The organism is Inquilinus sp., from assembly GCF_057815775.1.
Genome location: NZ_JBYRFX010000796.1, coordinates 1 through 12,914 on the forward strand (window position 1 = coordinate 1; position 12,914 = coordinate 12,914).

14 protein-coding genes are annotated in these 12,914 nt (G+C 70.6%); 3 read left to right on the forward strand and 11 right to left on the reverse strand.

Features of this window, described 5'->3' with window-relative positions; all coding sequences use genetic code 11:
• Window positions 1-185 precede the first annotated feature (185 nt).
• Window positions 186-521: a LysR family transcriptional regulator gene (locus AC3XYG_RS28300; protein WP_489143218.1), complete on the reverse strand. Its 336-nt coding sequence runs from the start codon at window positions 519-521 to the stop codon at window positions 186-188.
• A 144-nt stretch (window positions 522-665) separates the two neighbouring features.
• Between AC3XYG_RS28300 and AC3XYG_RS28305 the strand changes: the two genes are divergently transcribed.
• Window positions 666-2,231, forward strand: a complete 1,566-nt coding sequence (locus AC3XYG_RS28305) for an MFS transporter (protein ID WP_489143219.1) — start codon at window positions 666-668, stop codon at window positions 2,229-2,231.
• Between the two features lie 25 nt (window positions 2,232-2,256).
• On the opposite strand, the gene AC3XYG_RS28310 is transcribed toward AC3XYG_RS28305, so the two are convergent.
• From AC3XYG_RS28310 to AC3XYG_RS28330, 5 genes are all read right to left on the reverse strand, one after another.
• Window positions 2,257-3,036 (reverse strand): tRNA-uridine aminocarboxypropyltransferase, encoded by a 780-nt coding sequence (locus tag AC3XYG_RS28310; protein ID WP_489143220.1) that lies wholly within the window; start codon window positions 3,034-3,036, stop codon window positions 2,257-2,259.
• 55 nt (window positions 3,037-3,091) lie between these two features.
• On the reverse strand, window positions 3,092-3,919 hold the full coding sequence (locus AC3XYG_RS28315) for a hypothetical protein (RefSeq protein WP_489143221.1): 828 nt from the start codon (window positions 3,917-3,919) through the stop codon (window positions 3,092-3,094).
• Between the two features lies 1 nt (window position 3,920).
• Entirely contained in the window at window positions 3,921-4,262 is a 342-nt protein-coding gene (locus AC3XYG_RS28320; RefSeq protein ID WP_489143222.1) for a hypothetical protein, read from the reverse strand.
• Between the two features lie 102 nt (window positions 4,263-4,364).
• The gene (locus AC3XYG_RS28325) at window positions 4,365-5,630 is read right to left on the reverse strand and encodes an MFS transporter (RefSeq protein WP_489143223.1); all 1,266 of its coding nucleotides are present in this window, start codon (window positions 5,628-5,630) and stop codon (window positions 4,365-4,367) included.
• A 74-nt stretch (window positions 5,631-5,704) separates the two neighbouring features.
• Window positions 5,705-6,928 carry an aminotransferase-like domain-containing protein gene (locus AC3XYG_RS28330; RefSeq protein ID WP_489143224.1) on the reverse strand — a complete coding sequence of 408 codons (1,224 nt, stop codon included), beginning with the start codon at window positions 6,926-6,928 and terminating at the stop codon, window positions 5,705-5,707.
• 186 nt (window positions 6,929-7,114) lie between these two features.
• Between AC3XYG_RS28330 and AC3XYG_RS28335 the strand changes: the two genes are divergently transcribed.
• Window positions 7,115-7,681: a DUF3592 domain-containing protein gene (locus AC3XYG_RS28335; RefSeq protein ID WP_489143225.1), complete on the forward strand. Its 567-nt coding sequence runs from the start codon at window positions 7,115-7,117 to the stop codon at window positions 7,679-7,681.
• Window positions 7,682-7,700: 19 nt separating this feature from the next.
• Here the strand turns inward: AC3XYG_RS28335 and AC3XYG_RS28340 are convergent, their stop codons facing one another.
• Both AC3XYG_RS28340 and AC3XYG_RS28345 read right to left on the reverse strand, forming a co-directional pair.
• Window positions 7,701-7,910: a hypothetical protein gene (locus tag AC3XYG_RS28340; RefSeq protein WP_489143226.1), complete on the reverse strand. Its 210-nt coding sequence runs from the start codon at window positions 7,908-7,910 to the stop codon at window positions 7,701-7,703.
• A 139-nt stretch (window positions 7,911-8,049) separates the two neighbouring features.
• Window positions 8,050-9,522, reverse strand: coding sequence for an MFS transporter (locus AC3XYG_RS28345; RefSeq protein WP_489143227.1), 1,473 nt, complete (start codon window positions 9,520-9,522; stop codon window positions 8,050-8,052).
• Between the two features lie 182 nt (window positions 9,523-9,704).
• Between AC3XYG_RS28345 and AC3XYG_RS28350 the strand changes: the two genes are divergently transcribed.
• On the forward strand, window positions 9,705-10,592 hold the full coding sequence (locus AC3XYG_RS28350) for a LysR family transcriptional regulator (protein ID WP_489143228.1): 888 nt from the start codon (window positions 9,705-9,707) through the stop codon (window positions 10,590-10,592).
• 24 nt (window positions 10,593-10,616) lie between these two features.
• Here AC3XYG_RS28350 and fabF read toward each other — a convergent pair whose 3' ends face one another.
• The 3 genes from fabF to AC3XYG_RS28365 all read right to left on the reverse strand — a co-directional run.
• A complete protein-coding gene (gene fabF, locus AC3XYG_RS28355; protein WP_489143229.1) occupies window positions 10,617-11,885 on the reverse strand; it encodes a beta-ketoacyl-ACP synthase II in 1,269 nt (422 codons plus the stop codon).
• A 12-nt stretch (window positions 11,886-11,897) separates the two neighbouring features.
• Window positions 11,898-12,431 carry a winged helix-turn-helix transcriptional regulator gene (locus AC3XYG_RS28360; RefSeq protein ID WP_489143230.1) on the reverse strand — a complete coding sequence of 178 codons (534 nt, stop codon included), beginning with the start codon at window positions 12,429-12,431 and terminating at the stop codon, window positions 11,898-11,900.
• 267 nt (window positions 12,432-12,698) lie between these two features.
• A partial coding sequence (locus AC3XYG_RS28365) for a hypothetical protein (protein ID WP_489143231.1) occupies window positions 12,699-12,914 on the reverse strand: 216 nt, incomplete at its 5' end.

Below are 12,914 nucleotides of genomic sequence, written 5' to 3' on the forward strand. Positions count from 1 at the left end.
GGCGGGTCGAAGGTCTCGGCCGCGACCCAGACGAACTGGGCCGGGCGCAGCACCGTCTCCTCCGGCGGCGCCGCCAGGGTGGTCACCACGGCGAGGTCCAGTTCGCCCTCCGCGATCTTGCCGCGCAGGTCGAGGCAGACATCGACATAGACCTCAAGCCGCACGGTCGGGAAGGCGCGGGTGAACTAGCCCAGCAGCGGCACCAGCCGGTCGCCCATGAAGTTCTCCAGCACGCCGAAGCGCACGACGCCCGAGACCGGGGAAGGCTGGAAGCGCCGGGTGAGGGAGTCGAGCGCGGTCAGGATCTGGCCGGCATGGCGCAGGAACTCCTCGCCATCCTCGGTCAGGGTCAGCTTGCGCGTGGTCCGGTGCAGCAACTGCCGGCCGACCTGCTCCTCCAGCCGCCGGATCTGGTGGCTGATCGCCGACTGGGTCAGGTTCAGCCGCTGCGCCGCCCGGGTGAAGCCGCCGGTTTCCTGGACGGCGACGAAGGCGCGCAGCAGGGTCGGGTCGAAGTCCATGGCCGGACCATTGATGATGGCGGAAAATGGACTCTACAAAATAAAATCATTTCTGTCATGAGTGCGATCGGGCCAGACTTTCTCCATCGCCCGGCCCCGCGGCACCGCCATCCGCGCCGGGCCCGAGCCCTGAGAGAAAGACCCATGAGCCTTTCGCATTCCACCCGGAACGCGGTCGCGTTGGCGGCCGTCTGCCTGGCCGCTTTGATGTTCGGCCTGGAAATCTCCAGCGTGCCGGTGATCCTGCCGACCCTGGAAGCGGTGCTGCACGCCGACTTCAAGGACGCGCAATGGATCATGAACGCCTACACCATCGCCTGCACCACGGTGCTGATGGCGACCGGGACGCTGGCCGACCGCTATGGCCGCAAGCGCGTCTTCGTCGCCAGCCTGGTGCTGTTCGGCGTCACCTCGCTGATCTGCGGCCTGGCGCAGAGCGCGCTGGTGCTGATCGTCAGCCGCTTCCTGCAGGGCATGGGCGGCGGCGCCATGCTGATCTGCCTGATCGCCATCCTGTCGCACCAGTTCCAGGAGGGGCGGGAGCGCAGCCGCGCCTTCGGCCTGTGGGGCATCGTCTTCGGCATCGGCCTCGGCTTCGGCCCGATCATCGGCGGCCTGATCGTCGCCGTGTCGAACTGGCAATGGGTGTTCCTGGTGCATGTGCCGATCGCCGTCGTGACCCTGGCCCTCACCGGGGTCGGCATCGCGGAATCGCGCGACCCGCAGGCGGAAAGGCTGGATGTCGCCGGCATCGCCACGCTGTCGCTGGCGGTGTTCGGCCTGGCCTACTTCATCACCCAGGGGCCGGATCTCGGCTTCGCCAGCCCGGCCGCGATCGCCATCATCGTCGCCGCGGCCGTCAGCTTTGTTGCCTTCATCGTTTCGCAGAAGATCAGCCGTCGCCCGATGTTCGACTTCTCGGTGTTCCGGATCCGGAATTTCTCGGGCGCGCTGTTCGGGTCGATGGGCATGAACTTCAGCTTCTGGCCGTTCATGATCTACCTGCCGATCTTCTTCCAGGCCGGCCTCGGCTATGACAGCGTCACCGCCGGGCTGTCGCTGCTGGCCTACACCCTGCCCACCCTGGTGGTGCCGCCTTTGGGCGAACGGCTGGCGCTGCGCTATCGGCCCGGCCTGGTCATTCCGGCCGGCCTGTTCACCATCGGCCTCGGCTTCATCCTGATGCGGGTCGGCAGCGGCGTCGACCATGCCAGCTGGCTGACCGTGCTGCCGGGGGCGCTGCTGGCCGGGATCGGGCTCGGGCTGACCAACACCCCCGTCACCAACACCACCACAGGCTCGGTGCCCAGCACCCGCGCCGGCATGGCATCCGGCATCGACATGAGCGCCCGGCTGATCACCCTGGCGATCAACATCGCGCTGATGGGCTTCGTGCTGCTGCAGGGCATCCTGTCTTATCTGAAGGACGCTGTCCCAGGGGCGAGCGATGCCCTGCCGCTGGGTGCGCTGGCGGCGAAGATCGCCGCGGGCACCGTGACCTCGCTCGGCCAGGCCGCGCCGGACCTCGCGTCGCTCGACCCCTCCGGCGCCGTGGTCCATGCTGCGCTGATGCACGGCTTCGGCCTGGTGATGCTGTATGGCGGCATCGGCGTCTGGGTGCTGGCTGCGCTCAGCTTCCTGACCTTCGGCCCGGCGAAGACCGCGGCGGCGGCCGGCCCGCTGGCCTCCTGCGCCGCGACCGAGAAATAGGGGCGAGTCCGGCCCCCGCCGGCGTCTACCGGCGCGGGCCGGGCCTGCGGGCGCCGGGGCGGCGCGGCCGTCCCGGCCCCTTGGGGCGGGATCCGCCGGGGCCGGCTTTGTGCGCTCCGGTTCCCCGGGCCTCGCGATAGCGCTCCAGCATGCGGGCGAAGGTGCCCAGCAGGGCGGTCTCGATCTCCGGCCGCCCCTCCAGCCGGCTCAGCAGCAGGGCGGCGGATTCCAGGGTCGACAGCGCCTCCCGCCGCGGTTCGCGCCGCAGCTTGCCGTACAGCGACGGGTGCCGCGGTTTCAGCGCGATGCGCTGGCCCTTCAGCATCCAGGCGTTGCGCCACCACAGCGTCTTGGCCTGGCTCCAGGTGCCGTCCAGCACCACCACGCCTTCGATCCCGGCCAGCGCCGTGTCCTGGTCGGCCACCGGCTGGCCCTTGCGGTCCAGCACCGCGATCTCGCGGCCGGGCGGGAAATCCTCCGGCTGCATCGAGCCGAGATACAGCACCGCCCAGCGCTTCGGGTCGGCCGGCCGGTCCAGGATCTTCGACAGGCTGGGCCAGGACAGGCCGATGCGGAATTCGGCGTTGGTCAGGTGCCGCACCACCAGCCGGGCGGTGCCCAGGTCCTGGCTCTGCTCCTGCGGGTGCTGCAGGATCAGCAGGGCGATGCGGTTGTCGATCGGCACGATGCCGTCGCAGACGCAGATCGTCTTCGGCTTCAGGCAATGCGGGCAGGTATCGGCCGGCGTCTGCTGGTCGGTGTCGTCGGCCTCATCGGCCGGTGCGGAATCCGCTGGGATGGTCATCCGGCTGTTGAACCGCACTCCGGCCCGCGACGCAAGCCGCACGCTCGCAGCCCTGTCACGGCTGCGGGAAGCCGCTGCGCAGCACGCCGGTGCGTTTGACACCGAAATCGTAGTTCAGCGAGGCCACGCCGAACGGCGTCATGCCGATCACGAACTCCCGCCGCTCATGGTCGCGGAAATAAAACAGGGCGTAGCCGCTGTCATACAGCACGACGTCGCCGGGCTGCGGCGGGCCGTCGTCGCGCGGCAGGGCGGCCAGGTCGCCGTCCGGCGGCAGCCGGCGCAGCTGCTGCAGCACCAGCCGGGCGAAACCGGGCGAGGTGTAGCCGCCCTCCTTGGTGTTGGCCAGGCCCCAGCGCAACTGGTCCTTCATCTGCTGCACCACCTCCAGCACCTCGACCGCCGGGCCGTTCTCGACATACATCAGCTTCAGCTCGCCCCAATTGAGCGTGTAGACCTGCTTGCCGAGGTCGAGCGCATCGGCCAGCGCCGTCTGGGCCGCCGCCAGCTGCGCCTGCTTTTGCGCCAATTGGGTCTGCTGCGCCGCCACCTGGGCCTGCAGCGCGGCCGCCCGCTGCGTCGCCGCCTGCAGCGAGATCTGCACCGTCGCCAGCCCGGCCTGGACCACTGCAACGCCGGCGCTGGTCGTGGCGATCTTCCGGGTCACCGCCTGCAACTCCTGGTCGGCCGACGCGATCTGCTGGTTGGCGCCGTCGAGCTGCCGGTTGGCGCGCTCCAGCGCCTGCAGCGTCACGAACAGCAGCCCGGCCGCGACGGCCAGGATGGCGATGCTCAGCACCACGGTGCGCAGCAGCGACCGGCGGTGCCCGCGCTCGATCCGGTCGCTCAACTGCTCATAGCTCGGCGATGGCGCGATCGTCACCTCACACCCCCAGGAACTTGGCGTAGAGCTTGCGGACCAGCTCGTGTTCGCTGTCCGCGTCCAGCGCCGACGGGTTGCGCCGGATCGCCCGCAGGGTCTTGATCCGCTCCCACCGCGCCCAGCAATTGTTGAACGGGAACAGCCCGGCCAGGCTGATGGCGCCGCCGGCCGCCTTGGTGATCATCTCGATATTCGCAGCGCCGGGCTGGACTAGCCCGCCGAACGCGCCGAACAGGCCGAAGCCGCCCACGGCCAGCAGCACGGCTCCCGCCGCCAGCTGGACCCGGATCGATTGTCGGTCCAGGGCGATGAAATGCTCGAAATCAAAAGCCGCGTCCGCCATGGCGGTGACGTCGTCCCCCTCCGACGGCCCGCAATCCGTCCGCCGCCGACAGGGTATCATTGCCCGGCCATGCTGGCCAACCGGCCCCCGGCCGGGGGCGGTTCACTCCAGCCGTTCGACCCGCCGCAGCGCCGGGAAAAGCTTCATCCACAGCAGCGCCACGGCGATGGTGCCCAGCCCGCCCAGCACGGCGGCGGGCATGGCGCCGAACAGCGCCGCGGTCATGCCGCTCTCGAATTCGCCGAGCTGGCTGGAGGCGTTGATGAACAGGAAGTTCACCGCCCCGACCCGGCCGCGCATCCCGTCCGGCGTCGCCAGCTGCACCAGCGAGACGCGGATCACCACGCTGACCGTGTCGGCCGCGCCCATCACAGCCAGCGCCAGGACCGACAGGGCGATCGACCGCGACGCCGCGAACACCATCGTCGCCAGGCCGAAGACGATGGTGGCCTGGAACATGCGCAGCCCGACCCGGCGCCGGATCGCGTGGCGGGCCAGCACCGCGGTCATCAGCAGCGCGCCGGCGGCCGGTGCGGCGCGCAGCACGCCCAGGCCCCAGGGCCCGGCCTGCAGGATGTCCCGGGCGTAGATCGGCAGCAGCGCCGTCGCCCCGCCCAGCAGCACCGCGAACAGGTCGAGCGAGATCGTGCCCAGGATTGCCGGATTGCGCCTGACGAAGCCGACGCCGGCGAACAGATTGGCCAAGCTCGGCGGGTCGTCGTCGGGTGCCGTGACCGGCCGGTTCGTCCGGATCGCGCCGTTCAGCAGCGCCGCCAGCAGCCAGAATGCCGCCATGACGGCATAGGGCGCGCCGGGGGACAGGGCCGCGGCAAAGCCGCCCAGCGCCGGGCCGCTGATCATCGCCACCTGGAACGACCCGGTCGACAGGGCGGTGTCCCGCTGCAGCAGGCCCGCCGGCGCCACACTCGGCAGCAGGGCGGTGCCGGCCGGGTTCTCGAACGCCGTGGCGGCGCCGAACAGCGCCACGGCGGCGAAGATCTGCGGCACCGTCAGCCAGCTGGCGAAACTGCCCCAGGCCAGCACCACTGCGATCAGCCCCTGGACGGCTTGGCACGCCTGGACCACCCGTTGGCGCCGGTACCGGTCCGCCGCATGCCCGGCGGCGAAGACCAGCAGTGCCGACGGAATGAACTGCACCAGCCCGACCAGGCCGAGGTCGAAGGCGCTGCCGGTCAGGGCATAGACCTGCCAGCTGACGGCCACGCCGGCGATCTGGTAGGCGAATTCGGAACAGCCGCGGGCCCAGAAATACAGCAGGAACGGCCGGTGGCCGAACAGGCCGGCGGGCCGGGCGGGCCCATCCTGCCTGTCGGCATGTTCCGCCGGATCTGTAACGCCGCCATCCATCTCAGCCCCGCATACCAATGCCGGACGCATACTGACTGACCGCTAGTCAGTATGCAAGATGGGCCCCGCCGACCCTATGCGGCTGCCTGTGCCGCCCCCGCGATCAGCGTGCCGAGGCGACCGATGCCGGTCTCGATCGCCGCGGCGTCGGCCAGGGAGAAGGACAGGCGCAGGGTGTTGGCGCCGGTGCCGTCGGCGTGGAAGGCGCGGCCGGGCACGAAGGCGACGCCCTGCTCCACCGCCCGGGCCAGCAGCTCGGCGCCGTCCAGCCCCTCGGGCAGGGTGACCCAGATGAACATGCCGCCCTCCGGCCGGGTCCAGCTCACCCCCGCCGGCATGTGCCGCTGCAGCGCTGCCAGCATATGGTCGCGCCGGTCGCGATAGGCGGCGCGGATCTTGGTGACCTGGGCGGGATAGGCGTGCTCGGCGGCGTGGTGCATCACCATCTGGTTGATGGTGGGGGTGTGCAGGTCGGCCGCCTGCTTGGTCAGCACCAGCTTCTGCACCACGCCGCGGGCGGCGCAGATCCAGCCGATGCGCAGGCCCGGGGCCAGGGTCTTGGAAAAGCTGCCGCAATGGATGACGCGGCTGCGGTCGATGTCGCCGCCCTGCGCCGCCACATCCACCGCCAGCAGCGGCGGTACGTCCTCGCCGTCGTAGCGCAGCGCCTGGTAGGCGGAATCCTCGATCACCGGGATGTCCAGCTCCGTGGCCAGCGCCAGCAGGCGCTCGCGCCCGCCCAGGCTCAGCGTCTCGCCCGACGGGTTGGCGAAATCGGTGGTGGCATAGGCCAGCCGCACCCGGCTGCCCGCCGCCGCGGCCGCCTCGCGATAGGCGGCAGGGGTGGTGTTGCCGTGCTCCGGCGCCAGCCGGTCGTAGCGCGGCTCATAGGCGTTGAAGGCCTGCAGCGCGCCGAGATAGGCCGGCCAGGTCACCAGCGCGGTGTCGCCGGGCGACAGGAACAGCTTGCCGAGATAGTCCAGCCCCTGCTGCGAGCCGGAGGTGATGACGATGTTGTCGATGGTGCAGGGCACGCCGATCGACGCCATGTGCCGCACCAGCCACTGCCGCAGCGGCAGATAGCCCTCGCTGACCGAATATTGCAGCGCCGCGCCGCCGGCCTCGAGGGCGGCGGCATAGCCGTCGCGGATGATGTCGGTCGGGAACAAGGCGGGGTCGGGGATGCCACCGGCGAAGGAGATGACGCCCGGCCGGTCCAGCAGCTTCAAGAGCTCGCGGATCTCGGAGGCGCGCATGTTGGCGGCGCGGGTGGCGTAATGGGTCTCGCCGATGGTCATCGGTCGGTCCTCGGTCAGTCTTCTCGGGCGCGCCGGTTCCCGGCGTCGAGACAGACGGAACCACGCGGCCCCGATTTATGTCAACGAGACTGACCTATATCATGCCAGAGTTGCGCCGGATGCGGGCGTGGAGACATTTTGTTTCGAGCTGCGGCGACGCCTTTCCGGTGCTGCTATGATGGACCGATGGGGGAGGGCAGCGGACCGATGACTCACGGATCAGATATCGACAGCGCCGGGCCAGCCCGCCGCCGCAAGGGATTCTGGCGGATCGCCTGGGACAGCGGTCTTGTGGCCATCCTGGTCGGGATGGCGTTCTGTGCCCTGCTGGCCTGCACTTTCCTGCCTGGCGCGCCCGCGAGAATGCAGGTGTGGACCGTCCCCGGCCGCTACGGTTCCGCCGCCGCAGCCGGGTCGGTGGTCCTGCTCTGTCTTGTCCCGCTGTTCTGGATCGTCCGCCGGAACACGGTCCGGCGCTGGCGCCTGGCCCGTCATGGCGTGCCGGTCGAGGCCGTCGTGACCCGAACTGAGGTCTTGGCAACGCTGCCAGGGCCGAGGAAGGGGCTGCTCAAGCCTCTGCCTCACTTGCTTGCCGTCCACTATCGTTTCCGCGATGCGAAGGGCTGCGATCATGATGGCAGCAGCCGGCCGCGCGAACTCTGGCCTCGCCCGAAGCCGGGCGATCCGATCGCGGTGCTCTACGACCCGCGCCGGCCGAAAAACTCCGTGCCGGAAGCGGACCTCACCGTCTGAGATCCGCTTCCGGCTGCGATCAATATCCGCCGAGCACCTGCTTGGCCTGATCGGTGATGCTCGACAGCGAGGCGCTGGACGGGTCGCTGGGCAGGGTGAGCCCGCTCAGGCTCGAGGGCAGCGAGCCCGACGGCAGCGAGCCCGTCGGGATCGACCCGGTGCTGCCGCCCTGCCCGGACCCGACGCAACCGGCGAGGGCCACCAGGCCCAGCATCAGAATGTACCGCATGAAAATCCTCGATCGTGGCAATGATGCCCCCGACCGGTGGACGAAGGCCCGGCACCGGAACGTGCCGTCCTGCCTGTGTAGCCGTGCCGGATGTCCTGCGGATTGCAGCCCGGCGCCGTTTGGCTACGCTTGCAATGGCTCAGCCTTCTCCCGCGGCGGCGGCGGCCGGTTCCAGGTGCGTCGTGCGCCGCATGGTCAGCAGCGCCACGACCAGGGCCAGCCCGAAGAACACCGCGGAGCCGGTGGCCGCGACCGTCATCGCATGGGTCAGCGCGGCCCGGACCGCCGGCGCTGCAGGCGTGCCGTCGAACAGCGGGGCCGCGGCGTCACCGACCGGCCCGACGATGGCGACGATCACCGCGGTGCCGAGCGAGCCGCCGAGCTGGTGCGCCGTGTTGACCAGGCCCGAGGCGGCGCCGGCATCGCGCGGTGCCACCCCCGATATGCCGGCCGTGGTCAGCGGCACGAACGCCGCCCCGGTGCCGATGCCGAGGAAGACCAGCGGCAGGGCCAGCTGCGGGAAGTAGCTGATGTCGGCGCCGATCCGGCTGAGCCCCACCATGCCGGCCAGGGCCAGCGCCAGCCCGCCGGTCAGCAGCAGCCGGTGCCCCAGATACGGCAGCAGCCGCTTCACCCCGTAGGTCGCCATCAGCACCTGCGGCACCACCAGGGCCAGGAAGGCGAAGCCGGCATGCAGCGCGCTGTAGCCCAGCCCGGTCTGCACATACTGGGTCAGGAAGAAGAAGGTGCCCAGGTTGCCGCCGATCAGCAGGATCCGGCCGGCATAGGCGCCGGACCGCTCGGCGCTGGCGAACAGATGCAGCGGCGTGATCGGCTGCGCGGCCCGCCGCTCGATCCGGACGAACAGCGCCAGCAGCACGGCGCCGGCCAGGAAGGACAGGCCGGTCAGCCGGTCGGCCCAGCCATCGGTGACGGCGCGGATCAGGCCGTACACCAGGGCGCTGCTGCCGAGCGTGACGGTCAGGGCCCCGGCGAGGTCGAACCGGCCGCGGTGGCGTTCGGTCTCGTGCAGGACCAGCGGCGCCAGGATCAGCAGGGCCAGGCCGATCGGCAGGTTGATGAACATCACCCAGCGCCAGGACACGGCGTCGGTCAGCAGGCCGCCCAGCACCAGGCCGATGGCGCCGCCGGCGCCTGACACGGCGGTGTACAGCCGCACCGCCCGGTTGCGGGCCTCGCCCTCGGCGAAGCCGGTCATCATCAGGGCCAGCGTCGACGGCGCGGCGAAGGCGGCGGCGATGCCCTGCACCGCACGGGCGGCCAGCAGCTGTTCGGCCGACTGGGCCAGCCCGCCGGCCAGCGAGGCCAGGGTGAACAGGCCGATGGCGCTGATGAACACGCGGCGCCGGCCCAGGATGTCGCCGGTGCGGGCGCCCAGCAGCATCAGCCCGCCGAAGCCCAGGGTGTAGGCGCTCTGCACCCAGGACAGGCTGGCCAGGGTGAAGTGCAGCGCGGCCTCGATATGCGGCATGGCGGTGTACAGCACCGTCACGTCCAGCACGATCATCAGCTGGCAGGCCAGGATGATGCCGAGGGCCAGCCCCGAAGCCTGCGGATGGCCCGAAGACTCGCGGTGTCGCGGAAATGCCATGAGGTCGGACCTTGCGAAGGAAACACGCCGCGATCGGACCGCGCCGGGCCTGCGGTGCAGCGTGTCGATACGGCAGGTGGGAATTTTCAGTTGCAGCTCAGATGGGCGTGCGACACTGCGCCGATAAGTGAGATGAATCGGCATGACCTGACCCGGAAATCGGCGCAATGCACAAAAGCGGGATGATCGAACTCGAGGTCGTGGTGGCCGTTGCCCGGCGCGGCAGCTTCCGCGCCGCTTCCCTGGACCTCGGCATGTCGCCGACCGCGGTCGGCAACGCCGTGGCGGGGCTGGAGGCGCGGCTCGGCGTGCGGCTGTTCAACCGGACGACGCGCAGCGTGTCGCTGTCGGCGGCGGGGTCGGACTTCGTCGCCAAGGTCACGCCGGCCCTGACCGACATCCAGGCGGCGATGGAGACGGTGAACAACCTCCGCGACACACCGCGGGGCCTGCTGCGGATCAACTGCTCGATCTCGGGCGCGCGCCAGATCCTGGTGCCGGTGGTGCTGGCGTATCTCGCGCGCTATCCGGACATGCAGGTCGAGCTGGTCGCCGACAAGCGGTTGGTCGACATCGTCGCCGAAGGCTTCGATGCCGGCATCCGGCTGGCCGATGCCATCCCGCGCGACATGATCGCCATTCCGCTCGGCGTGGCGCTGACCTTCGCCGTGGTCGGGTCGCCCGCCTATTTCGCCCACCATCCCCGGCCGGGCACGCCCGGCGACCTGCTGGCGCATCGCTGCATCCGGGCCCGGATGTCGAATGGCAGCATCTTCCGCTGGGACTTCGAACGGGACGGCGAGACGCTGGAGATCGACGTCCAGGGCCCGCTGATCCTCAACGAGGCCGAGCTGATGCTGGACGCGGCGCTGGCCGGCGCCGGGCTGACCTACCTGCCGGAATGGGTGGTGGCCGATGCCCTGGCCGACGGCCGGCTGATCCGGGTGCTGGCGGACTGGACGCCGCCGCTGCCCGGCCTGTCCCTGTACTATCCCGGCCGCCGCCACCTGCCGGCCGGGCTGCGCGCCTTCATCGACATGGTCCGGCAGGCCGGGGGCCGCGGCGGCTGACCGAAGCTGCCGCGGAACGGGTTCTTAGGCTTGCCAGCGCCGGAACAGCACGCTGGCGTTGACGCCGCCGAAGCCGAAGCCGTTCGACAGGGCGTGCTCGATCTGGCCGTGCCGGGCCTGCAGCGCCACCAGGTCGATGCCGCCGGCATCCGGGTCCGGGTGCTCCAGGTTCAGGGTCGGCGGCATCACCTGGTCGCGCAGCGCCAGGATGGTGAACACCGCCTCCAGCCCGCCGGCGGCGCCCAGCAGATGGCCGGTGGCCGACTTGGTCGCGCTGACCGCCACCGTGCCGCCGGTGCCGAACAGCGCCTTGATCGCCGCCAGCTCGCCGCGATCGCCGACCGGGGTCGAGGTGGCGTGGGCGTTCAGGTGCTGCACGTCGCCCGGCGTGATCCCGCCCTGCGCCAGCGCGATCTCCATCGCCCGGCGGGCGCCGTTGCCGTCCTCCGGCCCCGACGTCATGTGATAGGCGTCGGCCGCGGTGCCGTAGCCGATCAGCTCGGCGATCGGCGTGGCGCCGCGGGCCACCGCATGCTCCAGCGCCTCGATCACCAGCAGGCCGGCGCCTTCGCCCATGACGAAGCCGTCACGGGCCGCGTCGAACGGGCGGGATGCCTTCTCCGGTGTCTCGGTGAAGCCGGTCGACAGGGCCCGGGCCGCAGCGAAGCCGCCCAGGGCGACGCGGTCGATGCAGGCCTCGGTGCCGCCGCACAGCGCCACATCGGCCTCGCCGCTGCGGATCATCCGGGCGGCGTCGCCGATCGCCTGGACGCCGGCGGCACAGGCGGTGACCGGGGCGCCCAGCGGGCCCTTGTAGCCGTACCGGATCGAGACCTGGCCGGCCGCCATGTTGACCAGGAAGGCCGGCACGGTGAAGGGCGACAGCCGGCGGACGCCGCGCTGGTCGGTGGTGCGCACCGCCTCGACGATGTTGGGAAAGCCGCCGACGCCGGAGGCGATGATGGTGGCCGTGCGCTCCTGCGCCCGCGCCTCGGTCGGCCGCCAGCCGGACTGGGCGATCGCCTCCTCCGCCGCTGCCATGGCGAACAGGATGAAGCGGTCCATCTTCTTCTGGTCCTTGAACGGGACCGTGACGTCAGGGTCGAACCCGGCCTCCGGATCCTCCGCGATCGACGGCACCACGCCGCCGACCTTGGCGCCGAGGTCGGCGACCATGTCTTCCGGCAGGCGGCGCAGCCCCGACCGGCCCGCCAGCAGCCGGGCCCAGCTCGGCTCGACGCCATTGGCCAAGGGGGAGACGGCCCCCATCCCGGTCACCACGATGCGGCGCATGTCAGAAGCTCCTCATGCCGAAACGGTGTTTGCAACGGTGTTTGCGGCGTCCTCGGCCCGGCGGGCCAGGATGCGGGCGGCGCGGCCGCGGCCCTCGGCCCCGGCATCGGGGCCAAGCCGGAATTCCGCGGTATCGGGCGTGATCGGCGCGCCGCTGCGGCGGTCGATCAGCATCGGGTCCAGTCGCCGGCCGTCGGCGCGGTCGACCAGTTGGACCAGGATCTTGCCGCCGGTGGCGTGGCCGGTGCCCCAGGCGCCCAGTGCGGCCAGCACCGGGAAGGCGTCGCGGCCGGCGGCGGTCAGCCGGTAGTCATGGCGCAGCGGCCGCTGCGAATAGGGGTGCCGTTCCAGCAGCCCGGCATCGACCAGCCGCTTCAGACGCCGGGTCAGCATGTTCGGGGCGATGCCCAGGCTGGCCTGGAAATCGTCGAACCGGGTCACGCCCAGGAAGGCGTCGCGCAGGATCAGCAGGCTCCACCACTCGCCCAGCGCCTCGAGGGCACGGGCGATCGGGCAGTCCATCGCGGCGAAGCTGGTCCGTTGCATGGCGGGACTATTTAGGATTGTTGCTTGCATAATGCAAGGAAGGTGGTGCTTGGCGGGTATTGCGAGGCAAGCGCCTGCGGCCCCTCCCGGGGGGCGGGAAGGGCGAAATCATCCAGGTTCCGGTGGTCGGGCGAAACCAACCCCACCTTCCATCTGTCATTGCCGGGCTTGACCCGGCAATCCAGAGGATCTCGACAGTCTCTAAATGCCCGGATCAATCCTCGGATCAAGTCCGAGGACGGGCATGACAGGTGGGGATGATTGCGCTCACCCCGTGTCCGGCGTCGGATCGCCTTCGATCGGAGACAAATCCAGCCTTGCCAGGTATTCGTCCGATTCCGTGACCCAGCGTTCCGCCTGCTCCGGCGGCAGCCCGAATTCCGGGCACAGCAGGGCCACCGCTTCTACCGCCGTGTGGCTATCGGCAATCGCCTGCAGCTCCGGCCGGTCCATCTCGATGCCCATCTCGAAGAAGCGGCGGTC